At 73.9% G+C, this 25374-nt stretch carries 18 protein-coding genes; 8 read left to right on the top strand and 10 right to left on the bottom strand.

Features of this window, described 5'->3' with window-relative positions:
- The first annotated feature begins 175 nt into the window (after positions 1-175).
- A complete protein-coding gene (locus ACFVNO_RS13725; RefSeq protein ID WP_220563311.1) occupies positions 176-1450 on the top strand; it encodes a glycosyltransferase in 1275 nt (424 codons plus the stop codon).
- 136 nt (positions 1451-1586) lie between these two features.
- Positions 1587-2555, top strand: coding sequence for an anti-sigma factor RsbA family regulatory protein (locus ACFVNO_RS13720; RefSeq protein WP_378892359.1), 969 nt, complete (start codon positions 1587-1589; stop codon positions 2553-2555).
- Between the two features lie 9 nt (positions 2556-2564).
- Here the strand turns inward: ACFVNO_RS13720 and ACFVNO_RS13715 are convergent, their stop codons facing one another.
- Both ACFVNO_RS13715 and ACFVNO_RS13710 read right to left on the bottom strand, forming a co-directional pair.
- Positions 2565-2915 carry an STAS domain-containing protein gene (locus ACFVNO_RS13715; RefSeq protein ID WP_355262534.1) on the bottom strand — a complete coding sequence of 117 codons (351 nt, stop codon included), beginning with the start codon at positions 2913-2915 and terminating at the stop codon, positions 2565-2567.
- A gap of 131 nt (positions 2916-3046) precedes the next feature.
- Positions 3047-3811 carry an ANTAR domain-containing response regulator gene (locus ACFVNO_RS13710; protein WP_378892355.1) on the bottom strand — a complete coding sequence of 255 codons (765 nt, stop codon included), beginning with the start codon at positions 3809-3811 and terminating at the stop codon, positions 3047-3049.
- A gap of 188 nt (positions 3812-3999) precedes the next feature.
- Here ACFVNO_RS13710 and ACFVNO_RS13705 point away from each other — a divergent pair, with 188 nt between their 5' ends.
- A complete protein-coding gene (locus ACFVNO_RS13705; protein WP_355262941.1) occupies positions 4000-5085 on the top strand; it encodes a GAF domain-containing protein in 1086 nt (361 codons plus the stop codon).
- Positions 5086-5133: 48 nt separating this feature from the next.
- On the opposite strand, the gene ACFVNO_RS13700 is transcribed toward ACFVNO_RS13705, so the two are convergent.
- Positions 5134-5775 carry a two-component system response regulator gene (locus tag ACFVNO_RS13700; RefSeq protein WP_220565350.1) on the bottom strand — a complete coding sequence of 214 codons (642 nt, stop codon included), beginning with the start codon at positions 5773-5775 and terminating at the stop codon, positions 5134-5136.
- Positions 5776-5780: 5 nt separating this feature from the next.
- Complete coding sequence (locus ACFVNO_RS13695; protein ID WP_355262540.1) at positions 5781-10166, bottom strand: HAMP domain-containing protein; 4386 nt, start codon at positions 10164-10166, stop codon at positions 5781-5783.
- Positions 10167-10428: 262 nt separating this feature from the next.
- Between ACFVNO_RS13695 and ACFVNO_RS13690 the strand changes: the two genes are divergently transcribed.
- Entirely contained in the window at positions 10429-12609 is a 2181-nt protein-coding gene (locus ACFVNO_RS13690) for a SpoIIE family protein phosphatase (protein ID WP_355262543.1), read from the top strand.
- A 51-nt stretch (positions 12610-12660) separates the two neighbouring features.
- Here ACFVNO_RS13690 and ACFVNO_RS13685 read toward each other — a convergent pair whose 3' ends face one another.
- Complete coding sequence (locus tag ACFVNO_RS13685) at positions 12661-13266, bottom strand: response regulator transcription factor (RefSeq protein ID WP_220563318.1); 606 nt, start codon at positions 13264-13266, stop codon at positions 12661-12663.
- 233 nt (positions 13267-13499) lie between these two features.
- Between ACFVNO_RS13685 and ACFVNO_RS13680 the strand changes: the two genes are divergently transcribed.
- Together ACFVNO_RS13680 and ACFVNO_RS13675 are read left to right on the top strand one after the other, a co-directional pair.
- A complete protein-coding gene (locus tag ACFVNO_RS13680; protein WP_378892350.1) occupies positions 13500-15176 on the top strand; it encodes a trypsin-like peptidase domain-containing protein in 1677 nt (558 codons plus the stop codon).
- A 443-nt stretch (positions 15177-15619) separates the two neighbouring features.
- Entirely contained in the window at positions 15620-16900 is a 1281-nt protein-coding gene (locus tag ACFVNO_RS13675; protein WP_378892347.1) for a glycosyltransferase, read from the top strand.
- Here the strand turns inward: ACFVNO_RS13675 and ACFVNO_RS13670 are convergent.
- The 3 genes from ACFVNO_RS13670 to ACFVNO_RS13660 form a co-directional block, all read right to left on the bottom strand.
- Positions 16890-18377 carry an ATP-binding protein gene (locus ACFVNO_RS13670; RefSeq protein WP_355262552.1) on the bottom strand — a complete coding sequence of 496 codons (1488 nt, stop codon included), beginning with the start codon at positions 18375-18377 and terminating at the stop codon, positions 16890-16892. The two genes, ACFVNO_RS13675 and ACFVNO_RS13670, sit on opposite strands and share 11 nt — an antisense overlap.
- 32 nt (positions 18378-18409) lie before the next feature.
- Entirely contained in the window at positions 18410-19108 is a 699-nt protein-coding gene (locus ACFVNO_RS13665; RefSeq protein ID WP_220563322.1) for a response regulator transcription factor, read from the bottom strand.
- Positions 19109-19247: 139 nt separating this feature from the next.
- The gene (locus ACFVNO_RS13660; protein ID WP_378892342.1) at positions 19248-20195 is read right to left on the bottom strand and encodes an HpcH/HpaI aldolase/citrate lyase family protein; all 948 of its coding nucleotides are present in this window, start codon (positions 20193-20195) and stop codon (positions 19248-19250) included.
- Between the two features lie 115 nt (positions 20196-20310).
- Between ACFVNO_RS13660 and ACFVNO_RS13655 the strand changes: the two genes are divergently transcribed.
- Together ACFVNO_RS13655 and ACFVNO_RS13650 are read left to right on the top strand one after the other, a co-directional pair.
- Positions 20311-22638 (top strand): molybdopterin-dependent oxidoreductase, encoded by a 2328-nt coding sequence (locus tag ACFVNO_RS13655; protein WP_378892339.1) that lies wholly within the window; start codon positions 20311-20313, stop codon positions 22636-22638.
- 69 nt (positions 22639-22707) lie between these two features.
- Positions 22708-23244: a GNAT family N-acetyltransferase gene (locus ACFVNO_RS13650; RefSeq protein WP_355262561.1), complete on the top strand. Its 537-nt coding sequence runs from the start codon at positions 22708-22710 to the stop codon at positions 23242-23244.
- An 85-nt stretch (positions 23245-23329) separates the two neighbouring features.
- Here ACFVNO_RS13650 and ACFVNO_RS13645 read toward each other — a convergent pair whose 3' ends face one another.
- Together ACFVNO_RS13645 and ACFVNO_RS13640 are read right to left on the bottom strand one after the other, a co-directional pair.
- The gene (locus tag ACFVNO_RS13645; RefSeq protein WP_355262564.1) at positions 23330-24379 is read right to left on the bottom strand and encodes an acyl-CoA desaturase; all 1050 of its coding nucleotides are present in this window, start codon (positions 24377-24379) and stop codon (positions 23330-23332) included.
- A complete protein-coding gene (locus ACFVNO_RS13640) occupies positions 24376-25257 on the bottom strand; it encodes an STAS domain-containing protein (RefSeq protein WP_378892334.1) in 882 nt (293 codons plus the stop codon). The genes ACFVNO_RS13645 and ACFVNO_RS13640 overlap by 4 nt, the downstream gene beginning before the upstream one ends.
- Positions 25258-25374: the final 117 nt, after the last annotated feature.

Here is a 25374-nt window from a genome sequence, read left to right as displayed (position 1 = left end):
CACCCGTCCCCCGGGCCGTCGGGCATCCACCGCCGGGCGCCCTCCTTCGGCGTGCCCGCCGACGGTGAGCCGACCGCCCTTCGAACCATCCGCCCGTCCCGGGGGACTCCGACCCCGCTCCGGAGTCCCCCGGGCATCCCGACGGGCACCCGCCCTCGCCTAGGAGTCCAGCCTCGTGAAGATCGCGATGATCGCCGAACACGCCAATCCTCTCCCCGCCCACCGGGGCGAACCGGCCTGCCCCGCGAGCCTGCACCTGTGCGCCCTCACCCGACAGCTGGCCAAACGCGGCCACAAGGTCACCGTCTACGTCCGCCGCAGCGACCCGGACCAGCCCGAGGGGCGCACCCGGATGGCGCGCGGCGTCTCCGTGACCCACCTCGACGCGGGCCCGGCCAGGCCGCTGCACGAGCAGGAGCACGCCGAGCACACCGGCGCGTTCGGGACCGCCCTCGCCGCCGTCCTCGACGAGGACCGTCCCGACGTCCTGCACGCCATCGGCTGGACCAGCGGCCTGGCCGCCCTGCACGCCCAGGCGCACAGCGAGCGCGACCAGAGCTCGATCCCCCTGGTGCAGACCTTCCACTCGCTCAACGCCGGGGAGCAGCGCTCCGGCCTGGACAGCGACCCCCAGCGCGCCCGGATGGAGTCCATCCTGGCGTCCCGCGCCGACCGTGTGCTGGTCGGCTCCACCGACCAGCAGAACGAGCTGGCCCGCCTGGGCGTGCCCCGCCACCACGTGAGCGTCGTGCCGTTCGGCGTGGACACCGACCACTTCACCGTGGAGGGCGGCACCTCCTCCGAGCACTGGCGGTCCTCGCGCGGCGAGCGCCCCCGCCTGGTGGCGGTCACCTCCCCGGACCGCGCCGGCGGAGCCGAGCGCCTGGTGGACTCCCTGCTGCGGCTCCCCGAGGCCGAGCTGCTGCTGGTCTCCACCACCGCCCACACGAACGTCTCCCTGGACGAGGACGCCCGACGACTCGAACTCCGGGCCAAGGAGGCGGGCGTCGACGACCGCCTGCACCTGGTCGGCCCGGTGGAGCGCAAGGAGCTCCCGCGCCTGCTGCGCTCGGCGGACGTGTACGTGTCCGCCTCCTCCTACGACCCCTACGGAGGGGCCGTCCTGGAGGCCATGGCGTGCGGCCTGCCCGTGGTGGCCACCGCGACCGGAGCCGTCCCCGGCGCGGTCCTGCACCGCACCAGCGGCGTACTGATGCGGTTCGGCCACCCCGACGAGGTCGCCCGGGCCGTGCGCTCGGTGCTCGGCACCCCCACCATGAGCACCGCGTACGGCATCGCCGCGGTGGACCGAGCCCGTTCCCGGTTCACCTGGCAACGGATCGCGATCGAGACCGAGATCGCCTACGACCGCGCCCGGCCCCGTCCTGCCGAGCGCGACGAACTCGACGGGGAAGCGGACGGCCTCGTGCTGTCCGCCGCCGCGCACTGACCCTCGTGGCCCGCCTCGCTCCGCGTCCGCGTTACCGGCCCCCCGGTGTTCTCCCCGGGGGGCCGCAGCGGGTACATCTCGGACGGCGGTTCCCGCGCCCGGGAGCCGTGACCCCCGACCCGCCGACCACGGACCCATGACCTTCGAACACCAGGGCCTCCTCTTCCGCCGCGACCGGTGGTTCCGCGAAACGGTGACCGGGCTGCTCCGCGACGCCGGGGACGCCCGCACCCTCCTCGCCGTCTCCGACGAGCGCGCCGACGCGCTGCTGTCCGCGCTGCCGGAGGACGCCCGCGCGCGCGTGCGCGCCGTGGACCGCGCCCGCCTGTACGCCTCCCCCGGGCGCGCCCTGGCGGCGCTGCACCGGCTCGCCTCGGCGCACCCGGAGGGCGTCCTCGTCATCGCCGAGCCCCCGGCCGTCCACGGGACCCTGGAGACCCGCGAGTGGCGGCGCTGGGAGTCGGTGCTGTGCACGGCCCTGGCCCCCGTGCGGATGCGCCTGGTGTGCGCGCACGACGAGCGCGCGCTGACGCCACGCGACCGGGCCGCGGTGCTCGCCACCCACCCGGTGCTCATCGGCGCCGACGGGCCGTACCCGAACCCGTCGTACCAGGGGACGGCCGCGTTCGGCACGCGGCCGCGCGCCCCGGAGCCGCTCCCGGTGCACGGGGCCGTCCACCGGCTGGAGATCGGCCCGTCGCTGCCGCGCCTGCGCCGGGAGCTGGCCGCGCTGGGCGAGGCCGAGGGGATGGACGCCGACCAGGTGGAGCGCCTGGTGACGGCGGTCAACGAGCTGGCCGCGAACGTGCTGGAGCACGGCGCGGGCAAGGGCGGCGTGCGGGTGTGGCGGACCGGGGACCGCTGGGTGTGCGACGTCTCCGACGAACGCGGCGGGCCGACCGACCCGCTGACCGGCTACCGGCCCTCGGACGGGCTGCGCCCCCGGGGCTACGGGCTGTGGATCACCCGGCAGATCTGCGACTTCCTGGAGATCACCGGCCGCGGCGAGGGGTCGTCGGTGCGCCTGCACTTCCTGGACCGCCGGGTGGAGGACGTCCCGCTCGACGGGGCGTGGGGGGAGAAGGACCGCGAGGGCGTCCGCTGAGGGCGGTCCTCAGTCCTGGAGGTCCTCGACGGCCCCGCCGACGGTCTCGGCGATCGGGATGACCTGGTCGATCCCGGCGATCATGAACAGGCGCATCACCTGGCGCTGCGGTTCGGCGACCACCAGGCCCAGCCCCAGGTCGCGGGCCTGGCGGTAGGCGGCGACCAGGACTCCGATGCACCGGGAGTCGCAGAACCCGACCTTGGTGAAGTCGACGACCACGCCGTGCGGCGGGTCCGGCGACAGGATCCCGTCCAGCACCTCGGCGAGCGCGGGCGAGGTCACCGCGTCCATCTCCCCCACGGGGGTCACGACGACGATCCCGTCCTCGCGACGGATCGAGATGTCTGATGACGTCACGCTCGCCACTCCTTGCCGTCGGATCGGCCGGTCACGGCACCCGGCCCCTGCCCATCATGGCGTCTTTCGATCACGCTCGGGACTCGTCCGCCCCCGCGGAGGGTTCGGGACACCGCTCCGGGTCCCCCGGCTCACTCACCCGAGGGGGCGGAGGGCCTGGCGCCCGCGTTCTCGGCGACGAGGTCGCGGGCGACGTCCACGACCCGCTTGCGGTTGCGCTGGGCGACCTCGCGCAGCGCCGCGAAAGCGGTGTCGGCGTCGCAGCCCCGGGCGTGCATGATGATGCCCTTGGCCTGGTCGATGACGGTGCGCGCGGACATGGCGCGGCGCATGTGCGCGCTCTGGCGCGCCTCGTCGGTACGCCGCCCCACGTTGGCCAGCGACGCGGCGGCGTGCTCGGCGAGCAGCGCGGTCAGCGGGGCGACCACCCCCTCGTCGAAGGCGTCCGGGCGCACGGAGTGCACCCCGAACGTGACCACCCGGTCCGCGTCGGCGCCGTCTCCGGGCAGCGGGCTGGGCAGGGTGAGGGAGGAGCGGTCCCCGCACTGCACGGCCATGCTGGTGTAGCGCGGCCAGCGGTGGGACTCGCGCAGCACGTCGCCCACCCGCACCTGGCGCATCTCGCGCACCGCCTCCACGGCCGGCCCCTGGTCGGTGGTGTACTGGTGCTCGAAGGCCGCGGCCAGGTCGGCGTGGGAGGCGCCGTAGTCGACGACGACGTGGCGCACCGAGCCGTCGGGCCCCGCCACCTCCCGCCAGACCACCACCAGCGCCGCCGAGCACCCGGGCACGCCGAGCGCGGCGGACCGGCCCATCTGGTCCAGAGCGCGTTCGAGGGTCGTGCCCTCGCTGTGCCCCAGCGCGCCGATGTCGCGGGCCAGGCGCTCGATCCACACGATCCGGCCTCCTTGCTTCTCCCAGGACCACGGTAGCCCCGTGCCGCCGCGGGAGGGCACATCCGTTAGCGTCGTGATGGTCATGGCCGACCGCGACGACAGGGAGTGCCCGCGTGCACCTGGCGGAGCTGCAACGAGAGATCACCGCTCTGGGCGAGCGCATCGCGGCCCTGCGCGATACGCACACCATGTACCCGGACGACGGGCAGAGCACGGCCGAGGCCGCGCTCGCCGAGCTGGAGTACGCCGAGCGCCTGCTCGGCGAGGCCGGCGGCCGACTGGCGCAGGCGCACGCCGAACCGCCCGAACAGCGCCGCCAGGGCGACGACGGCGACCGGGCGCTGCTGCGGGCCATGTTCACCGAGCTGAGCGTGCCGGTCGTGCTGCTCGACCACGAGGGGTACATCCGGCGGATCAACCACGCCGGCGCGACCCGGCTGGGCAGCGGCCCCGGGTACCTGACCGGCAAGCCGTTCGTGCACTTCGTGGACCTGCGGCGGCGGGCCGCGATGCGGTCGTGGCTGGCGGCGGTGGTGCGCGGGGACGGCGACGCCGACCTGGAGTCCCGGCTGGCCCAGCGCGGCTGGGCCGAGGACGTGCACCTCACCCTGACCCGGGTGGAGCTGCCCACCGAGCCGAACCCGCTGGTCCTGGTGGCGATGTCGCCGCCGATGAACGGAGGCGAGGAGGAGGGCCCCGCCCCGCTGGAGCCGGAGGTGGAGGACCAGGTGGTGGTGCTGGCCGCGCGCCGGCTGGACGTGCTCACCCGGATGACCCGGCTGCTGCTGCGCTCGGCCGGCCCGGGCGGGGCCGGGAAGCCGCTGGCGCTGGCCGACGCCGCCGAGCTGCTCGCCGACTCCTACGCCGACTGGGTGATCGTGGACGTGTGCGACCTGCCGGACCCGCGGGCGGCGCGCCGCGCCGTGGTGGCCGGCCCGCCCGACGCCACCGACGAGCAGCGGGAGGAGGTGTCCGGGGCGGTGCCGGAGGACGCCGACATCCCCGGCGAGGTGCTGGGGCGGGGCCAGTCGCTGCTGTTCCCCTTGATCGAGGAGGAGGGCGTGCTGGGCCGCGCCTCCTCGGGGGCGCCGCTGCTGTCGGTGCTCGGCGCCGGCTCGCTGCTGTCGGTGCCGCTGCGCGGCAGCCGGGGCGTGCGCGGGGCGCTCACCCTGATCCGGCGCAGCAACCGGGGCAGCTTCCGCCTGGCCGACCTCGGCCTGATCGAGGAGATCGGCGAGCACATCGGCCTGGCGCTCCCGCCCCGGCCGCGGTAGCCCGGCGGCGGTGGCCGGGGCGGCGGGCGCCCCGGCGCCGGGCCGGGGTCAGTCCTCGGGGCCGTGGAGGGTGTCGATGAGGGTGGACAGGCGGGAGAACGCGCGGTCCACCCGGCGCACCCCGTCCACCAGCGGCTGGTCGGTGTCCTGGTAGGCGTCGACGATGTGGCGGCGCAGCTCGGCCAGTTCCTCCTGCACCTGCCCGGAGCGCTGGGCGAGCTGCTCGGCCAGGACCTTGCCGGGCTCCCCGGTCTCCTGGCCCAGGTCGCGCTGGAGGGTGCGGGCCTGCTCGCGCATCTGCGCCTTGAGCTGGTGCAGCTCGACGAACACCTCCACCTTGGAGCGCAGCACCCACGGGTCGAACGGCTTGAGCAGGAAGTCGACCGCGCGCGAGGCGTAGCCGCGGAAGACCTGGTGCCGGTCGATCTCCTGGGCCGTCAGGAAGATGATCGGCACGTCCTTGGTCTTCTCGCGCTGCTTGATGTGCGCGGCCGTCTCGAAGCCGTCCATCCCCGGCATGACCACGTCCAGCAGGATGACCGCGAAGTCCGTGCCCAGAAGGTGTTTGAGCGCCTCCTCCCCGGATCCGGCGCGGATCAGGTTCTGGTCCAGGGACGTGAGGGCCGCCTCCAGCGCGATGAGGTTCTCGTCGCGGTCGTCCACGAGGAGGATGTTGGCCTTCTGGGTCACGGCGGTCACTCCAGGTCTTCGGTCGGGTCGTTGCCGGTGTTCCCCGTGGGGCCGGTGTCATCCCCGAGACTGCTGCGGCTGCTGTCTCCTTCCGCGCCATTGTGCCGGTTCACGGCGCCCACCGCCGCCGCGGCCCCGGGGTCGGTGGCGGATCCGGGCGTGCTGTCCGCCGGGTCGACGGTCAGCCAGTGCCGCATGACGTCCAGCAGGTGGTCCAGGTCCACGGGCTTGGTGACGTAATCGGAGGCGCCCGCCTCCAGGCTGCGCTCGCGGTCGCCCTGCATGGCCTTGGCCGTCAGCGAGATGATCGGCAGGTCCGCGAACTGGGGCATCTGCCGGATGCGCTCGGTGGTCTGGTTGCCGTCCAGGTCGGGCATCATCACGTCCATGAGGACGAGGGAGATGTCCTCGTTGGCCTCCAGCTTGGCGATGCCCTCGTGGCCGTTGTCGGCGTACAGGACCTCCAGGCCCTGGGCCTCCAGGGCGCTGGTCAGCGCGAACACGTTGCGCACGTCGTCGTCGACGATGAGGACCCGGCGGCCGGCCAGCACGGCGCGGCGCTCGGGATCGGTGCGGGGCTCGCCCTGCCGCTCCGACTCGGACCCGCCGGAGGCCGCCTGCGACTCCGCGGCGGGTTCGGGCGCCTTGAGCACGGGCACGGCGGGCAGCGCCTCGGTGCCCGGGTCGGTCAGCGCCGCCACCGCCGCGTCGAACTCCTCCGGGGGCATCCCGAAGTCGTCGTCGCGGCCGGACTCCAGGGCGGGCACCGAGTCCAGCCCGGTGTCCTCCCCGGCGCGCTCGGCGGCGTCCTCGGGCAGCCGCACCGGCAGCAGCAGGGTGAAGGTCGAGCCCTGGTTGGGGACGCTCTGCACCCGGATCTCGCCGCCGAGCAGGCGGGCGAAGTTGCGGCTGATGGACAGGCCCAGCCCGGTGCCGCCGAACCGGCGGGAGGTGCCGCCGTCGCCCTGGTGGAACGCCTCGAAGATCACCTGGAGCTTGTCCTCGGCGATCCCGATGCCGGTGTCGGCGACGGTGAACGCGATGATCTCCTCGTTCTCGACGAACATCTCCAGGTCGGCGTCGTCCAGCGCCCACGCGGGCTCGATGAGCAGCCGCACCTCGCCCTGCGGGGTGAACTTGACCGCGTTCGACAGCAGGTTGCGCAGGATCTGCTGGAGCCGCTGCTCGTCGGTCCACAGGACGTCGGGGATGTCCGGGGAGACGTCCACCGCGAACGCCAGCCCCTGGTCGCTGGTGACCGGCCGGAACGTCGCCTCCACGTAGTCGACGAGCTGGTCGATGGAGACCTCGCTGGGCGAGACCTCGGCCCGGCCCGCCTCGACCTTGGACAGGTCGAGGATCTCGTCGATGAGCAGCAGCAGGTCGCTGCCCGCCTTGTGGATGGTCTGGGCGAACTCCACCTGCTTGGGGGTGAGGTTCTGCTCGGCGTTGTCGGCCAGCAGCCGGGCCAGGATCAGCAGGCTGTTGAGCGGCGTGCGCAGCTCGTGCGACATGTTCGCCAGGAACTCCGACTTGTACTTGGAGGAGACCTGGAGCTGGTGGGCGCGCTCCTCCAGGGCGTTGCGGGAGCGCTGGATCTGCTGGTTCTGGAGCTCGATGGCCCGGTTCTGGTTGGCCAGCTGGGTGGCCTTCTGGCGCAGCTCGGCGTTCTTGTTGCGCAGCTCCTCCTGCTGGCGCTGCAGCTCGTTGGAGCGCTCGCGCAGCTGGTTGGTGAGCTGCTGGGACTGCTCCAGCAGGTCCTCGGTGCGCTTGTTGGCCAGGATCGTGTTGATCGTGGTGCCCAGCAGGGCGACCAGCTGGCGCAGGAAGTTCTTGTGGATCTCGCGGAACTCGTCGTAGGAGGCGAACTCCAGGACGCCCAGCGCCCGCTCCTCCGACACGATCGGCAGGATGTACAGGTGGCGCGGCTGCGCGCCGCCCAGGCCGGAGTCGATGGTGACGTAGCCGTCGGGGATGTTGCCGACCTCGAGCTCGATCTGCTGGTCCAGGGCCTCCCCCGCCAGGCCGACGCCCTTGCGGATGCGGCGGCGCGCCTCGGAGGGCTCGAACCCGAACCCGGCGTAGAACAGGAACGCCTCCTGGTCGTCCATGTCCTCGGGCAGGTAGCAGGCGGCGTGCTGGGCGTTCATCAGCGGCGTCACCTCGGTCATGATGAGGCGGGCCAGCTCGTGCAGGTCGCGGTGCCCCTGGATGTGGCCGGAGATGCGGGCCAGGTTGGACTTGAGCCAGTCGGCGTCGCGCTGGGTGGCGGTGGTCTCGCGCAGGTTGGACACCATCAGGTTGATGTTGTCCTTGAGCTGCTCCATCTCGCCGCGGGCGTCGACCTGGATGTTGCGGGTCAGGTCGCCCTTGGCGACGGCGTTGGCGACCTCGGCGATGGCGCGCACCTGGGTGGTGAGGTTGCCGGCCAGCCCGTTGACGCTGTCGGTGAGCTGCATCCACGTGCCCGAGACGCCCTCGACCTTGGCCTGGCCGCCCAGCTGGCCCTGGCTGCCCACCTCGTGGGCCACGCGGGTGACCTCGGTGGCGAACGCAGACAGCTGGTCCACCATCGTGTTGACCGTCGTCTTCACCTCCAGGATCTCGCCCTGGGCGTTGACGTCGATCTTCTTGGTGAGGTCGCCGGCCGCGACCGCGGTGGTGACCTCGGAGATGTTGCGCACCTGCGTGGTGAGGTTGTGCGACATCGAGTTGACGTTCTCGGTGAGGTCCTTCCACATGCCCGAGACGCCCTTGACGTCGGCGCGGCCGCCCAGCTTGCCCTCGGTGCCCACCTCGCGGGCCACGCGCGTGACCTCGTCGGCGAACGCCGACAGCTGGTCGACCATCACGTTGATGGTCTCCTTGAGCTCCAGGATCTCGCCCTTGGCGTTGACCGTGACCTTCTTGGTGAGGTCGCCGGCCGCGACGGCGCGGGTGACCATGGAGATCTGCCGCACCTGGTAGGTGAGGTTGTTGGCCATGGAGTTGACGTTGTCGGTCAGGTCCTTCCAGACCCCGGACACGTCGCGCACGTGCGCCTGGCCGGCCAGCTTGCCCTCGGTGCCCACCTCGCGGGCCACACGGGTCACCTCGTCGGCGAACGCGGACAGCTGGTCCACCATCTTGTTGATGGTGTCCTTCAGCTCCAGCATCTCGCCCTGGGCGTCCACGGTGATCTTCTTGGTGAGGTCGCCGGCCGCCACCGCCGTCGTCACCTGCGAGATGTTGCGCACCTGGTAGGTGAGGCTGTTGGCCATGGAGTTGACGTTGTCGGTCAGGTCCTTCCAGATGCCCGACACGCCCTTGACGTTCGCGCGGCCGCCCAGCTTGCCCTCGCTGCCGACCTCGCGGGCCACGCGGGTGACCTCGTCGGCGAAGGAGTCGAGCTGGTCGACCATGGTGTTCACGGTGTTCTTGAGGGCGAGCATCTCGCCCTGGACGTCCACCTGGACCTTCTGGGTGAGGTCGCCGCGGGCCACCGACGTCGTCACCTGGGAGATGTCCCGCACCTGGTTGGTGAGGTTGTCCGCCATGGAGTTGACGTTGTCGGTCAGGTCCTTCCAGATGCCCTGGACGCCGCGCACGTTGGCCCGGCCGCCGAGCTTGCCCTCGGTGCCCACCTCGCGGGCCACGCGCGTGACCTCGTCGGCGAACGTGGAGAGCTGGTCCACCATCGTGTTGACGGTGTCCTTCAGCTCCAGCATCTCGCCCTGGACGTCGATGGTGATCTTCTTGCTGAGGTCGCCGCGGGCGACCGCGGTGGTGACCTCCGAGATGTCGCGCACCTGCACGGTGAGGCGGGAGGCCATCTGGTTGACCGCCTCGGTGACCTCGCGCCAGGAGCCGGAGACGCCCTCGACGCGGGCGCTGCCGCCGAGCTTGCCCTCGGTGCCCACCTCGCGGGCCACACGGGTGACCTCCTGGGTGAAGCCGCTCATCTGGTCGGCCATCCGGTTCACGGTGGTGGCCAGGCGCAGCAGGTCGCCCTTGAGGTCGCCCCGCCTGCCCTGGGTGGAGGCGCGCATGGTCAGCTGGCCGGCGGCGACCGCGTCCAGGACCCGGGCTACGTCGGTGACCGGCTCGGCCACCTCGTCCAGGAGGGTGTTGAGGGCGGTGGCGCTCTCCGCCCACGCGCCCCGGGAGGGGTTGACGTTGATGCGCTCGTTGAGCCTGCCCTCGTTGCGGACGACCCCGCCGACCCGCTTGAGCTCGCTGCTGAGCTGTTCGCTGTGGTCGACGACCTCGTTGAACACCGAGGCGATCTCCCGGATCGTCCCGCTGCCGCGTTTGCGCAGACGCACACTGAAGTCCCCGTCGCGCATCCGGTAGAGAGCGCGCAGGATCTCGTCCAGCTGGTCGTCGGCCACTGCACCGACCGCCTCGGGCATCGAACCCCTCCTCCGTGACCCTGGCATCGGCCACCATCGGGCTGTGAGCGGACGTATCGACTTACACTAACCGCCCGAGTCGACCCGCACAGGAGGGTTCGCCATGTCGATCCCGCCACGGACCTGCCCGGGTACGGGGCCGTACGGACCGGCCCGGGCGGCCGGGTCCGCGTATCGTGTCAGTGTCCACCCCTCTCCCGAGTCCGTATCCAGCGACGAATCCAGCGATGAAGGACCTGACGGTTTGCCGGCACATGACACCTTGAAGGTCGCTCGACGGGAGTTCCCGCCCGCGCCCGAGACCGCGGCGGCGGCCCGCGAGTTCGTCCACGACACCCTGCTGTCCTGGGGGGTGCCCCATCCGTTCGACGACGTGATCCTGTTGGTCAGCGAGCTGGTGACCAACGCGGTCATCCATGCCCGCTCGTCCCTGGAGGTGACGGTGCGCCGCCTGGAGGGCACCGTCGAGGTGATGGTGACCGACTCCGCGCCCGAGCGCGCGGTGCCCCAGGCCGGCCCCCTCGCCGTGGACGCCTCCCCCTCCCGCGGCGAGGAGCGCAGCGGCGGGCTGGGACTGGCCCTGGCCTCGGCGATCGCGTCCAGCTGGGGCGTGAGCTACGGGCGCACGGACAAGGCGGTGTGGTTCCGCATCGACGACGCGGGCGACGGGGTGTCGGCCCTGGAGGCCCCGGCCGCGGTGCGCCGCACCCCCAGCCGCCCCACCCGGCCCGCGCCGTGGTCGTCGCTGGACGCCGCGCTGGGCTCCCGGCTGAGCCTTCCCCAGCTGCTGGAGCGGACGGTCGAGTACGCCGCGACGGCGCTGGGCGGCGACGCCGCCTACATCGCGCTGGCCACCTCCGACGAGACCATGTGGGAGGTGCGCTCCGCGGTGGGGCTCACCTCCGGCGGCGCGCCGTGGCGGCCGCTGCGCATCCGCACCGAGGAGGCGTTCCCGTCGGCCGCGCCCGAGCCCGGCGCGGTGATCAACGACGACCTGATGATCGCCCGCGCCCACCGGGGCCGGCTGTCGCGGGCCGGGATGCGGTCGCTGGTGACCGCCCCGCTCATCGTGGACGGCCGGGTCACCGGTCTGCTCGGGGTGGCCTCGCGGCGGGCCCGGCACTTCGCCGCGGCCGCCGCCAAGCGGCTCCAGGAGGGCGCCGACCTGATCGCCCTGCCCGTGGAGCGCGCCCGGCTGGCCGAGGTGGAGCTCAACCGGCGGGCCTCGCTCAGCTTCCTGGCCGAGGCCAGCGACCTGCTGGCGGGCACCCTGGACGAGCGGATGACGGGGGCTCTGGCCGCGCAGCTGATCACGTCCCGGCTGGGCCGCTGGTGCGCCATCCACACCATCAACGAGCTGGGCGTGCCGCGGCTGACGCACGTCATGCACGGCAACGAGAACTACAACGACGTCCTGCGCGAGCTGCTCGCCGGTGAGCCGCCGCGCGAGCAGCGCGACCCGCACCCGCTGTGGGGCCCGGCCGACTTCACCGGCACGGACGGCGAGGAGATCGACGACGGGCTGGTGCGCGAGCTGGTGCGCGGCCCGGCGATCAGCATCCCGCTGGTGGCGCACGGGCGCGAGCTGGGCCGGATGACCATCGGCAAGAACGAGTCGGACGACTTCACCCGCGAGGAGGTGGACGTCGCCGACGACCTGAGCCGCCGGGTGGCCTCCGCGATGGAGAACGCCCGCCTGCACGAGCGGCAGGCCTCCATGAGCGTGGCGCTGCAGCGCAGCCTGCTGCCCGCCAAGGAGAAGGAGCCGACGATCCCGCACGTGGACCACGCGGTGTTCTACCGTCCGGCGGACGAGAAGAACGTGGTCGGCGGCGACTTCTACGACGTGTTCGCGGCCAGCGGCCGGTGGTGCTTCGCCATCGGCGACGTGTGCGGGACCGGCCCGGAGGCCGCGGCGGTGACCGGCCTGGCCCGGCACACGCTGCGCGCGCTGGCCAAGGAGGGGTTCACCCCCTCGCACATCATGCAGCGGCTGAACATGGCGATCCTGGACGAGAACACCTCGACCCGGTTCCTGACGATGCTGTACGGGGAGATGACCCCGGCCACCGACGGCGGGGGCGGGATGCGGGTGCGCATGGTGTGCGCCGGGCACCCGCTGCCGCTGCGGCTCAACCCCAAGGGCGAGGTGGAGCAGTTCGGCACCTCGCAGCCGCTGCTGGGGGCGTTCGAGGACGTCGGTTTCACCACCGAGAACGTGGACATCCGCCCGGGCGAGGTGGTGCTGGCGGTCACCGACGGTGTGACCGAGCGCCGCAGCAACTCCGACATGCTCGGCGACACCGGCCTGGAGCGGATCTTCTCCGGCTGCTCGGGCCTGTCGGCCCAGGCGGTCATCAGCCGCATCGACCGGGAGCTGGAGGAGTACGCCCCCGGCGGCCACACCGACGACACCGCCATGCTGGTCCTGCGCTTCCTCTGAGGGCCCCGGCCCCGGCCCGGTGCCCCGGGCGGGGCCCGGGCGGGCGCGCCCTCAGAGCCAGCCCATGTCCTGCGCGGTGCGGATGGCGGCCATGCGGTTGTCGGCGCCGACCTTGCCTATGGCGTTGGAGAGGTAGTTGCGGACGGTGCCCTCGCTGAGGTGGAGGGCGGCGGCGATGCGGGCGACGGTGGCGCCGTCGGCGGCGGCGCGCAGCACCTCGGTCTCGCGCTCGGTGAGGGGGCTCTCGCCGCCGACCATGGCGGCGGCGGCCAGGTCGGTGTCGATGTAGCGGCCGCCCTCGTGGACGCGGCGGATCGCCCCGGCGAGCTGGTCGACGGGCGCGTCCTTGGCGAGGAACCCGCGGGCGCCCGCGGACAGCGCGCGGCGCAGGTAGCCGGGCCGGCCGAAGCTGGTGAGGATGACGACGCCGCAGCCGGGGGCGGACTCCTTGAGCCGGGCGGCGACCTCCAGCCCGGTGGCCCCGGGCATCTCGATGTCCAGCACGGCGACGTCGGCGCCGTGCTCGCCGACGGCCCCGGCGACGAGGTCGCCCCGCCCGACCTCGGCGACGACCTCCAGGTCGTCCTCCAGGCTCAGCAGGGCGGCGATCGCCCCTCTGACCAGGTGCTCGTCATCGGCCAGCACGATCTTGATCAAGGTCGGCCCTTCGGTCTGTGTCGGTTCGGTCGCGGCGCGGTAGTGTTCCGGACATCTCGGTGCATAGGCCACAGGGGCCACCGATCCGGGCAAGGGGGTGTCCTCTTCGAGGGCTCTCCGGAGGAGAACGGACTCGAAACCCCGGTATATCGGGCTCTCACCCTGTTCTAACCCATGCGCCGCATGATGGAGCACAAGAGATCGGAACATCGTCCCGCCAGCCGGAGGATGAGTTGAACCCCAACGAACCCACACCAGGTACCGAACCCGACGCCTCGGAGAACCTGCCCGGGACCGACGCCGCCGGGCCGGTGGGGGACGCCTCGGGCGAGCACGGGACCTCCGGTCCGCAGGGGCCGGAGCCCTCCGACGGCCGGGGCGCGGGGGCCCCCGGACCTGCGGAGGGCACCGGCCCCAGGTTCGCGCCGCACGACGTGCCGCAGGACCGGACGCCGCGCTGGGCCACCGGCCCCAACGAGGCCGACCGGGTCGCCTTCTCCTTCCCGCCCGAGGGCGGGGAGGGCGTGCGGCCGGGCGGGCCCGAGCCCGGCCCGGTGCCGCACGCCGCCGCCCAGGGGGGGTTCGCGGCTCCCGGCGGGCAGGCTCCGCAGGGGCCGCCCGCGCAGGGGCAGGCGCCGCACGGCCTGCCGCCGCAGGCCCCGCACGGGCACGCTCCGCACGGCCAGGGCCCGCAGGGCCCCGGCGGACCCCAGGGCCCCGGCGGGCCGCAGGGTCCGTTCGGCTCCCCGCACTTCCCGGGCGGGCAGCCGCCCTACGGCGGGCACGGCGCCGCTCCGGCCGCGCCGCAGCCCGAGCGCAAGAAGGGCTCGGGCCGGGTCGTCGGCATCGCCGCGGTCACGGCCCTGGTCACCAGCCTCATCGTCGGACCGGCCGCCGCGCTGGGCACCGCCGCGCTCTTCCCCGACGGCCTGAGCGGCCCGGTCAGCTCCCTCACCGGTGAGCAGGGCGGGACCGCCACCGAGGGGGAGGTCGGCGAGGTCGCCGAGACGGTGCTGCCGAGCGTGGTGTCCATCCAGACCGCCAACGGCGGCGGCAGCGGTGTGGTCATCTCGTCCGACGGCCAGATCCTCACCAACGCGCACGTGGTGGACGCCGCCCAGGGCGGGCCGCTGGAGGTGCTGTTCAACGACGGCACCTCGGCGCCGGCCGAGATCCTGGGCTCGGACCCGGTGTCCGACATCGCCATCGTCCAGGCCGAGGGCGCCAGTGGACTCCAGCCCGCCGTGCTGGGCGACTCCGACCAGGTCGGGGTGGGCGCCGACGTGGTCGCGATCGGCTCCCCGCTGGGGCTGTCCGGCACCGTGACCACGGGTGTGGTCAGCGCGCTGAACCGGCCGGTCAACACCGGGGCCACCGAGAGCGGCAACGGGCAGACCTCGACGGTGATCAACGCCATCCAGACCGACGCGGCGATCAACCCCGGCAACTCGGGCGGCCCGTTGGTGAACATGGCGGGCGAGGTCATCGGCATCAACACCGCGATCGCCGGCCTGTCCCAGGAGAGCGGTTCGGTGGGCCTGGGCTTCGCCATCCCGATCAACCAGGCCAAGCCGATCGCCGAGCAGCTGGTCGCCGAGGGCAGCGCGAGCTACCCGGCGATCGAGGCCACCATCACCAACAGCCCCGACGGCGGCGCCGCCATCGTCGAGGTGACCGAGGGCGGCGCGGCCGACGAGGCCGGGCTGCGCGCGGACGACGTGGTCGTGTCCGTCGACGGGACGCAGGTCACGACGCCGGACCAGCTCATCGCGCAGATCCGCTCGCACCGCCCGGGCGACGAGATCACGCTGGGTGTGCGGCCCGGGGGCACCGGGCAGCCGCGGGAGGTCACGGTGACCCTGGGCGAGCAGAGCTCGGCCTCGGTCGAGCAGGAGGCCGAGGAGGACTGACCCCGGAGGGAGGGGTTCTCTGGAAGGACACGGACACGGGAAGACCGCGGGGCGGGGCCGTACGGCCCCGCCTCGCCGTGTGTCCGGGCCCGGAGTGGGGATGGCACCACCGCCGGGGGCGGGGCAGCGCCACCGCGGCCGTGGTGTGCGCCTCCTCGTACCGCGCGGCGGGCCGGATTACCGTCGGTCGTGACAGGTGGGGACCGCGCCGCGGTCGTCCGAGGGGGCGGGACGGCCGGCGGGAGGAGGACCGGCGGGATCACCGGTCGGCAACGGCGCGGTGATGAAGAGTACACAGAAGATCACTCAGGGTATCGTTCCCTGCGTCGTGTGCTCGTCCGTCGCCACTCCGTCACCCGGAGGTCGGCGGTGGTCAACGCGGGTGCCCCACACTCGTGCGTACACGGCGACCCGATGTGCACCGGCTCAGGAGACACCCCGATATGACCACCTCGTTCCTTCCCGAATCCCCTCCGGCGGCCGAGGTCCGGACGGCCGCCGCGGGGCACCGCACGACCGTGCTCATCGGCACGGACACCTACCCGCCCGACGTGAACGGCGCCGCCTACTTCACCGCCCGGCTGGCCAGGGGCCTGGTGCGGCGCGGGGTGGCCGTGCACGTGGTGTGCGCCTCCCCCGACGGGCGCCCGCACGTGGTGGAGCGCGGCGGGGTGGTCGAGCACCGGCTGCGGTCGATGTCGTCCCTGGTCCACGACAGCGTCCGGCTGGCCCTGCCGCTGGGGGTGCGCGGCCACCTGGACCGGCTGCTGGAGCGGCTGCGCCCCGACGCCGTCCACATCCAGAACCACTTCCTCATCGGGCGGATGCTGGCCTCCGCGGCCCGGGCGCACGGCGTCCCGGTCGTGGCCACCAACCACTTCATGCCGGAGAACCTCTTCGACTACGTGCACGTCCCCGGCCCGCTGCGCCCGTACGCCGCCCGGATGGCCTGGCGGGACCTGGGCGCGGTGCTGTCCCGGGTGGACCACGTCACCACGCCGACCCCCGCGGCCGCCCGGCTGCTGTGGGAGCAGGGGTTCACCCGTCCGGTGGAACCCGTCTCCTGCGGGATAGACCTGGCGCGGTTCCGGCCCGTGGAGGGCGGGGAGGAGCGGCGCGAGCGCATCCGGGCCCGGCTGGGCGTACCCGACCGGACCACGGTGGTGTTCGTGGGCCGGTTGGACGAGGAGAAGCGGGCGGACGAGCTGATCCGGGCCGTGGCGCGGACCGAGGCGGACGTCCAGCTGGTGCTGGCCGGGCACGGCGCCTACCGCAGGAGGCTGGAGGACCTGGCCGCGGCCGAGGGGGTCGCCGACCGGGTCGTGTTCCTGGGGTTCGTCGCCCACGAGGACCTGCCGGACGTATACCGGGCCGCCGACGTGTTCGCCATCGCGGGCATCGCCGAGCTCCAGAGCATCGCCACCCTGGAGGCCATGGCCTCCGGGCTGCCGGTGGTGGCCGCCGACGCCATGGCCCTGCCCCACCTGGTGGAGGAGGGCGCCAACGGGTTCCTGTACCCGCCGGGGTCGCCGGAGGCGCTGGCCGCCCGGCTGGACGAGGTGGTCGCCGACGAGGCGCGGCGGCGCGCCATGGGCGCGCACAGCAGGGAGATGGCCTCCGCGCACCGGCTGGAGGACTCCCTGGCCCGGTTCGAGCGGATCTACCGGGAGGCGGCCGCCGAGGGCGTGTCCCTGCCCGTGGGCGGGCTCGCCGTCAGCCGGTAGGCGGTCCGGCCGGCCCGGGTGGTCCCGGCGGCCCGGCCGGCCCCGGGGGCGGCGGTGCGGCGGGTGGCGGTGCCGCGGGTGCGATCACCGGGAGCGTGAAGCCGATGGCGGCCCCGCCGCCCTCCCGGTTGCGGGCGAACACGTCGCCGCCGTGGGCGCGGGCGATCTCCCGGACCATGGACAGCCCCAGGCCCGAGCCCGGCAGCCCGCGGGCCGAGGTGGCCCGGTAGAAGCGCTCGAAGATCCGCCCCGTCTCGGCCGGGTCGATGCCCGGCCCCCGGTCCAGCACCTCCACGGTGCCGTTGCGGATGCGGATCGCGATGGGCGCGGAGCCGTCGGGATCGAACTTCGCCGAGTTCTCCACCGGGTTGGCCATCGCACGTTCCAGCGCGCTCGGGCGCCCGTGCACGGTGCTGTCGTCGGCGTCCACGACGATCTCCCGGCCGGTGCGCCGCCGGGTGCGGGCCGCCACCTTCTCCGCCACGTCGGCCAGGCGCACCGGGCTCGGTGTCTCGTCCTCGTGGTCGCCGGTGGCCAGCCCCACCAGCTCGTTGACCAGGGTCGTCAGCTCCCGGGTCTCCCCGCGCAGGTCGTCGATGAGGCTGGAGCGCGCCTCCGGCGTGAGCCGGTCGGCCCTGCCCAGCACCTGGATGTTGGTGTAGAGGCTGGTCAGCGGTGTGCGCAGCTCGTGGGCGGCGTCCTGGACCAGGCGCCGCTGCTCCTCCTGGGAGCGGGCCAGCCGGGCCAGCATCGCGTTGAAGGCGTCGCCGAGGCGGTCCACCTCGTCGTGCCCGCCCTCCCCGGCGGAGGAGTCCCGGTGCCCGGCCAGCGGGTCGAGGCGGCCGGTGGAGCTGACGTATTCGGCGGTGTCGGTGAGCCGGGCCAGGCGGCCGGTGGTGCGGTGGCCGATCAGCCACCCCGCGCAGGCCGCGAACAGGGCGACGAGCAGGCCCACCCACAGGATCTGGGTGGCCAGGCGGTCGAGCATCCGCTCGGTGGGCGACATCTGCTGGATGACCTGGAGGGCGCCCGCGCCCTGGCCCAGGGACACCGTCGCCACCCGGTAGGCCTGGCCGTTCACGGCCTGCTCGCGGGTGGCCACCTCGCCGGGGCCGTCGGCCATGACCATTTCCATGTCCTCGTCGCTGGGAGCGAAGAGCACCACCTCGGAGGTGGCCGACACCTCGACCTGGCGTCCGCCGTCCGGGGTCAGCAGGTGGATCTGGAGGTCCTTGCCCGCCAGGATCGGACTGCTGACCGACGCGGCGGCACCGGTCCGGCTCTCGCGCAGCGAGACGATCTGGTCGGACAGGGCGGTGACGACCCGGTCGAACTCGTCGCGGACGTCGGCGCGGATGAGGGCGGCCGCCGTGGTGTAGGCCAGGGTGCCGACCAGGGCGATGGTGACCGCCACGACCAGCGCGAACATCACGGCGAACCGGGTGCCCAGGCGCCAGCCGCTCGGGTGGAGGAGCATGCGGGGCGGGGTCCGGCCCTCGGACACGGCCCTCACCCCTGCGGACGCAGCGTGTACCCGACACCGCGCACGGTCTGGATGAGCGGCGGCCCGCCGTCCTCCAGCTTGCGGCGCAGGTAGCTGATGTAGACGGCGAGGTTCTTGGACTCCGGACCGAAGTCGTAGCCCCAGATGCGGTCGTAGATGGTGGCGTGGTCCAGCACGATGCCCGCGTTGCGGACCAGCAGTTCGAGCAGGTCGAACTCGGTCTTGGACAGCTCGATCTCGCGGTCGCCCCGCCACACCCGGCGGGCGCGCGGGTCCAGGGCCAGCTCGCCGACGCGCAGCGTCCCGCCCTCCGGGTCGCCCGGGACCGGGGCGGCGCGGCGCAGCAGCGCGCGCAGCCGGGCCAGCAGCTCGTCCAGCTCGAAGGGCTTGGCCAGGTAGTCGTCGGCGCCCGCGTCCAGGCCCGCGACCCGGTCGGGGGTCTCCACGCGGGCGGTGAGCATGAGGATCGGGGTGCGGTCGTGCTCGGCCCGCAGCACCCGGGCCACGCCCAGCCCGTCCACGCCCGGCATCATCACGTCGAGGATGAGCAGGTCGACGGGGTCGGAGTGGACGGCGGCGAGCGCCTGGACCCCGTCGGCGACGGTCCGGACCGTGTAGCCCTCCAGCTGGAGCGCGCGCTCCAGCGACTCCCTGATGGCGCGGTCGTCGTCGGCGACCAGCACGGTGGCGGTGGTGGCGTCCATGGGCCTCATGCTGCCGTATCCGGGTGAGAGGCCGGTAAGAGGCGGTTCGGGCGCGTGTCAGAGCCGCGGCCGCGTCCTCCCCGGCCGGGCGCCGTGCCCTCCCGGCCGGGCTCCGGCCCGGGGCCGGTTCGGGCGCGTGTCAGGCGGGCGGGGTGAAGGAGCGGGTGCGGGCGAGCCCCGCGGCCCGGCCCTTGCCCGCGATGACCAGGGCCATCTTGCGGGACGCCTCGTCCAGCATCTCCTCGCCGAGCATGACGGCGCCGCGCCGCTCCACCTCGGTGGCGTGGGCGTAGGCGTCCAGGATGAGCTCGGCGTGGTCGTAGTCCTCCTGGGAGGGGGCGAAGGCCTCGTTCGCGGCCTCGACCTGGAGCGGGTGCAGCACCCACTTGCCGTCGAAGCCCAGGGCTGCGGTGCGCCCGGCGGCGCGGCGGAACGCGTCCACGTCGCGGATCTGGAGGTAGGGCCCGTCGATGGCCTGCAACCCGTGGGCGCGGGCGGCGGTGAGGATGCGCATGAGGACGTAGTGGTAGGCGTCACCGGTGTCGTAGCCCGGCGGCTGCTCGCCCACGACCAGGGTCTTCATGTTGAGGGAGGCCATGAAGTCGGCCGGCCCGTACACCAGGGTCTCCAGGCGCGGGGAGGCGGCGGCGATCTCCTCCACACAGGTCAGGCCGCCCGCGTCCTCGATCTGGGCCTCGATGCCGATCCGCCCCACCGGCAGGCCGACGGCGCGCTCGATCTGGGTGAGGAGGGTGTCCAGCCACTGGACGTCGCGGGCGGCGGTGACCTTGGGCAGCACCAGGGCGTCCAGGTTCGCGCCCGCGCCCTCCACCACCTCGATGACGTCGCGGTAGGCCCAGGCGGTGGTGGCGTCGTTGACCCGCACCGTGCGGACCCTGTCCCTCCAGCCGCCGTCGTTGAGGGCGGCGACCACGGTGGCGCGGGCGGCCTCCTTCTCGGCGGGGGCGACCGCGTCCTCCAGGTCGAGGAAGAAGGCGTCCGTGTCCAGGCCGCGCGCCTTCTCCACGAACCGGGGGTTGGACCCCGGCACCGCGAGCACCGACCGTCGCGCCCTGAGCCCGCCCATACCGCTCCCCCTGTCGTCCCGCACGTCCCACCTGGTGCCGGGCCCATCATGGCATCACCGCGTGCATAGAGTGGGACGGGGCCCCGTGGGTCCCCAGAACCGGGAGGAGCCGCCGATGTCCACCACGTCGTACCCGACCAGCGCCCACTGGGGCAGCTACCGGGTCCTGGTCCGCGACGACCGGGTGGTGGGGGTACGGCCGGACCCGGACGACCCGGCGCCGTCCCCCGTCATGGAGAACACGCCCGCCGCCCAGCACCACGGGTCGCGCGTGGCCCGGCCCGCCGTGCGGCGGCGCTGGCTGGAGCACGGGCCCGGGCCCGACCCGCGCCGGGGCGACCCCGACGACGAGTACGTCGAGGTGGGCTGGGACCGGGTGCTGGACCTGCTCGCCGGGGAGCTGGACCGGGTGCGCACCGCGCACGGGAACGCGGCGATCTACGGCGGTTCCTACGGCTGGGGCAGCTCCGGGCGGGTGCACCACGCGCAGAGCCAGCTGCACCGGTTCCTCAACAGCATCGGCGGTTACACGCGCTCGCGCACGACCTACAGCCACGGCGCGGTGGAGACCCTGTTCCCGCGCATCATCGGCACCCCGGCCGCCAACCGGCTGCTGCACCGGGCCCCCTCCTGGGAGGTCATCCGGGAGCACACCGACCTGGTGGTGACCTTCGGCGGGCTGCGGGTCTCCAACATGTGGATGACCTCGGGCGGGCGGGCCGCGCAGACCGCCGGGCCGTCGATGCGGGCGGCCTCCGACGCGGGGGTGGGGTTCGTGTCGCTGTCGCCGCTGCGCGACGACACCCCCGACGACGTGAAGGCCGAGTGGGTGCCGCTGCGGCCGGGCACCGACACGGCGGTGCTGCTGGCGCTCATGCACGTGCTGTTCACCGAGGGCCTCGCCGACACGGCGTTCCTGGACCGGTACACCGAGGGCGCCGACGTGGTGCGCTCCTACGTGCTGGGCGGGCGCGACGAGCGCGGGAACCGCCCCGGCCTGCCCCGCACCCCCGAGTGGGCGGAGCGGATCAGCGGGGTGCCCGCCGACGACATCCGGGATCTGGCCCGGCGGATGGCGCGGGGCCGGACCCTGGTCAACGTGGGCTGGTCGGTGCAGCGCGCGCGGTACGGCGAGCAGCCGCTGTGGGCGGGGCTGGCGCTGGCCTGCTGCCTGGGCCAGGTGGGCCTGCCGGGCGCCGGGTTCGCGTCCGGGTACGGGTCCATGGGCAACTACGGCGGCGGGTCGACGCCGCTGGGGCTGCCGGTGATGCCGCAGGGCGACAACGCGGTCAAGGACTTCATCCCGGTGGCGCGCGTGTCGGACATGCTGCTGAACCCGGGCGGGACCTACCACTACGACGGCGAGGAGCGCCGCTACCCGGACATCCGGCTCGTCTACTGGGCGGGCGGCAACCCGTTCCACCACCACCAGGACCTGGCCCGGCTGACCCGGGCGTTCGGGCGGCCGGAGACCGTGGTGGTGCACGAGACGCACTGGACGGCGACCGCCCGGCACGCCGACATCGTCATCCCGTCCACGACGGTGCTGGAGCGCGACGACCTGACCGCCAGCCGGGGCGACCTCAGCCTGCGGGCGATGCCCCGCGCGGTACCGCCGCACGGGGAGGCGCGCGACGAGTACGACACCTACGCCGACCTGGCCGAGCGCCTGGGCGTGCGGGAGGAGTTCACGGAGGGCCGCACCTCGGCCGACTGGATGCGGGAGATCTACCGGCGGTGGCGGTCGCTGGTGACGCGGCGCGGGATCGAGGTCCCGGACTTCGACGCGTTCTGGGCGGCGGGCCGGGTGGCGATGCCGGGCCGGGTCGAGGACGAGGCGCTGCTGGGCGGGTTCCGCGCCGACCCGGAGAAGAACGCGCTGCGCACGCCGAGCGGGCGGATCGAGCTGTACTCGGAGACGATCGCGTCGTTCGGGTACGAGGACTGCCCGGGTCACCCGGTGTGGCTGCCCGGCCCGGTGCTGTCGGACCGCGGCGGCGAGTTCCCGCTGGTGCTGGTGGCCAACCAGCCGACCGGGCGCCTGCACGGGCAGCAGGACATGGGCGCGCACAGCATGCGCGAGAAGGTCGGCGGCCGCGCGCCCGTCCGCCTGCACCCGGCCGACGCCGCCGCCCTGGGGATCACCGGCGGCGACCTCGTGCGCGTGGTCGGCCCGCGCGGCTCCTGCCTGGCCGGCGCGGTGCTCAGCGACGCGCTGATGCCGGGGGTGGTCCAGCTGTCGACGGGCGCCTGGTACGACCCGTCCTCGGCGGAGGCGACCTGCGTCCACGGCAACCCGAACGCCCTCATCGCCGACGAGGGCACCTCGTCCCTGAGCCAGGGCTGCACGGGGCAGCTGGCCCGGGTCCGGGTGGAGCGCTTCGACGGCACCCCGCCGCCGGTCCGCGCCTTCGTCCCGCCCTGCGGCACCACCCCGGCCTGACGGGGGGCGGGCCGGGCGCCCCGGCGATACGGGTGGACGCCCGGCCCTCCCCCGTCTAGGGTTCCTGGGATGAAGCTCAGACCAGGCGGTCCCGACGACCTCTCCACCGTTCTCGGCATGCTGGACGGCGCCGTCGAATGGCTCGTCGCCCACGGGCGCACCGGGCAGTGGGGCACCGAGCCCTGGTCCTCCCGGCCCCGGTCCGTCGAACGGATCAGGAAGATGCTCACCGAGGCCGAGCCCTGGATCGCCGAGGCCGACGGCGGGCCCGCGGGCGCCCTCGTGCTCGACGGCGCCCCCGGCCCCGAGCTCCCGCCCGCCGACGAGCCCGAGGTCTACGTGCGCCTCCTGGTCACCGACCGGCGCTTCGCCGGCCGCGGCGTGGGCGCCGCCCTCCTGGAGCACGCCGCCGAGGAGGCCCGCCGCCGGGACGTCTCCCTCCTGCGCGTGGACTGCTTCGCGGGTGGCGGGGGCCGCCTGGTCGCCTACTACACCGGCCAGGGCTTCACCCCCACCGAGACCTTCACCGTCGGCGACTGGCAGGGCCAGGTCCTCGCCAGGCGCGTCGGACCGCACCCGGCCGGGGAGGCCCCGGCCGGCCGGTAGCCGACCCCCGGCGGAGGCGTCCGCCCCGCGAGGGCGCGGCGGGCGCCCTCGCGGGGCGGCGGCTCCGCGGACGGGTCGGCGGGGCTCAGTACTCGAGCTCCGGCCGCAGCGGCCCGCCCACCCGGTGCAGGTGGCGCAGCACCTCGGCGTAGGAGCGCAACAGCCCCGTCTCGTGGTACTCCAGCCCGAACCGCCCGCACGCGGCCCGCACCAGCGGCCGCACACGGCGCAGGTTGGGCCGGGGCATGGACGGGAACAGGTGGTGCTCGATCTGGTAGTTCAGCCCGCCCATCAGCAGGTCGACCACCGGGCCTCCCCGGATGTTCCGCGAGGTGAGGACCTGGCGGCGCAGGAACCCCGACCTCGTCCCCTCCGCGATCACCGGCATCCCCTTGTGGTTCGGGGCGAAGGAACACCCCATGTACAGCCCGAACACCCCCTGGTGCACCAGCACGAAGCACAGCGCCTGCAACGGGGTGAGCGTCGTCAGCACGACCGCCAGGTACCCGCCGAAGTGCACCGCCAGCAGCGCTCCCTCGACGGCCCGGGTCCGCGGCGGCAGGCCGGTGCGCCGCGCGACCCCGGCGACCGAGGCGAAGTGCAGGTGGAAGGCCTCCAGGAGCAGCATCGGGAAGAACAGCCACGCCTGGCTCCGGGCGAGCCACCTCCCCGGCCACCGGCGGCGCCTCAGGGCCTGCTCGCGGCTGAACGCCAGGGCCGCCCCCGCGATGTCGGGGTCCCTGCCCTCGTGGTTGGGGTGGGCGTGGTGCCGGTCGTGCTTGTCGACCCACCACCCGTACGCCAGCCCCACCAGCAGGTCCCCGTGGATCCACCCGATGACCCGGTTGGCCCGCTCGCCCTCGGCGATCTGGCCGTGCCCCGCGTCGTGCCCGATGAAGGCCGTCTGGGTGAAGAGCAGGCCGAGCACCACCGCCGTGACCAGCTGCCACCACGACGGCCCGACCAGCACGAAGACCGCCCACGCCGCCAGCAGCAGGGACAGCGTGACGGTGATCCGCACCGCGTAGTGTCCTCGGCGCCTGCGCAGCAGCCCGTGTTCGCCCACCTCCCGGGACAGGACCGCGAAGTCGCTCCCCCTGCGCTGTCCCGGGAGGACCCCGTCGGCCCGGCTCATCCGGCCATCGCCTCCTCCACCGTCGCGTGGAAGGGCGGGAGGCCGTGCGTTCCGGTGAGCTCGATGAGCCTGGTGATCCGGTCCGGGGGCGCGGCCAGGCGGAGGTCGGTCCCCGCCCGTTCCGCCCGGGCCCGGACCTCGGCCAGGAGGGAGAGCCCGGCGGCCCCGAAGAAGGTCACCCCGGACAGGTCGACGACCACCCTGTCGCCGCTGTCCCCGCGGGCGCGCAGCACCTCGAACAGCCGTGTCCGGTACCCCGGGGCCGTGACCAGGTCGATGTCGCCGGAGATCCGGACGAGTGTCCCGCGGGGGTGCCTCCGCCACGACACCGCGCCGCGGTGTGAGACGTGAACGGTCCCCTCGGCCTTTTCGTAGAGTCCGCCCCCCTCGGACTCCCAGTCCGTTTCCGGGGGCGTGCGGGGCGGCGGCGCGAGCAGGGAGGCCACGTCCATGATCTCGGCGGCCTGTTTCGTGTTCGTGGACAGGATGGCCAGGTCGAGCGCGGACCAGGCGGAGAACGCCGTCACACCGGGCGGTACGACCAGCAGGCGGGTGCGCGCACCGTTCTCGCCGACCGCGACCAGGAGGTCCGGCGGGGTCTCCAGCGACCAGGAGAGGCGGACCGCGCGACCGGCCACCGCGAGGAGCCCGGGCCGGCGCGACCAGCCGGTGACGCCGAGTTCGACCAGGTGGACCGGGCCCCGCCGGTCGTCGATGGCCAGGATGAGCCCGGGCAGTTCGGCGACGGGGTCGCCCGACCTGGGCCACCACCCGCCGTCCAGGACTGCGCCGTGGTGCGGGATGGGATTGAGCCTCAGCCGGGGGACCGACGGAGGGGTGTCGGAGACGGCGGGCGGGTGAGGTGTGAAGAAGGCCATGGTGGACTGCTCTGCGATCCCCGGCCCGGGGAGTCCTGCTCGTCCCGGTCCGGATGGGAGCGCGGCGCGGAGAGCGCGCCGCGCGCGGCGGGAGAGGGGCAGGTTCCAGACCTGCAC

The sequence above is a fragment of the Nocardiopsis sp. NPDC057823 genome, assembly GCF_042797335.1.
Classification (GTDB): Bacteria; Actinomycetota; Actinomycetes; order Streptosporangiales; family Streptosporangiaceae; genus Nocardiopsis; species Nocardiopsis changdeensis.
The sequence above is the reverse complement of the archived record's forward strand: the minus strand, read 5'-3'. Positions and strand labels throughout refer to the sequence as shown.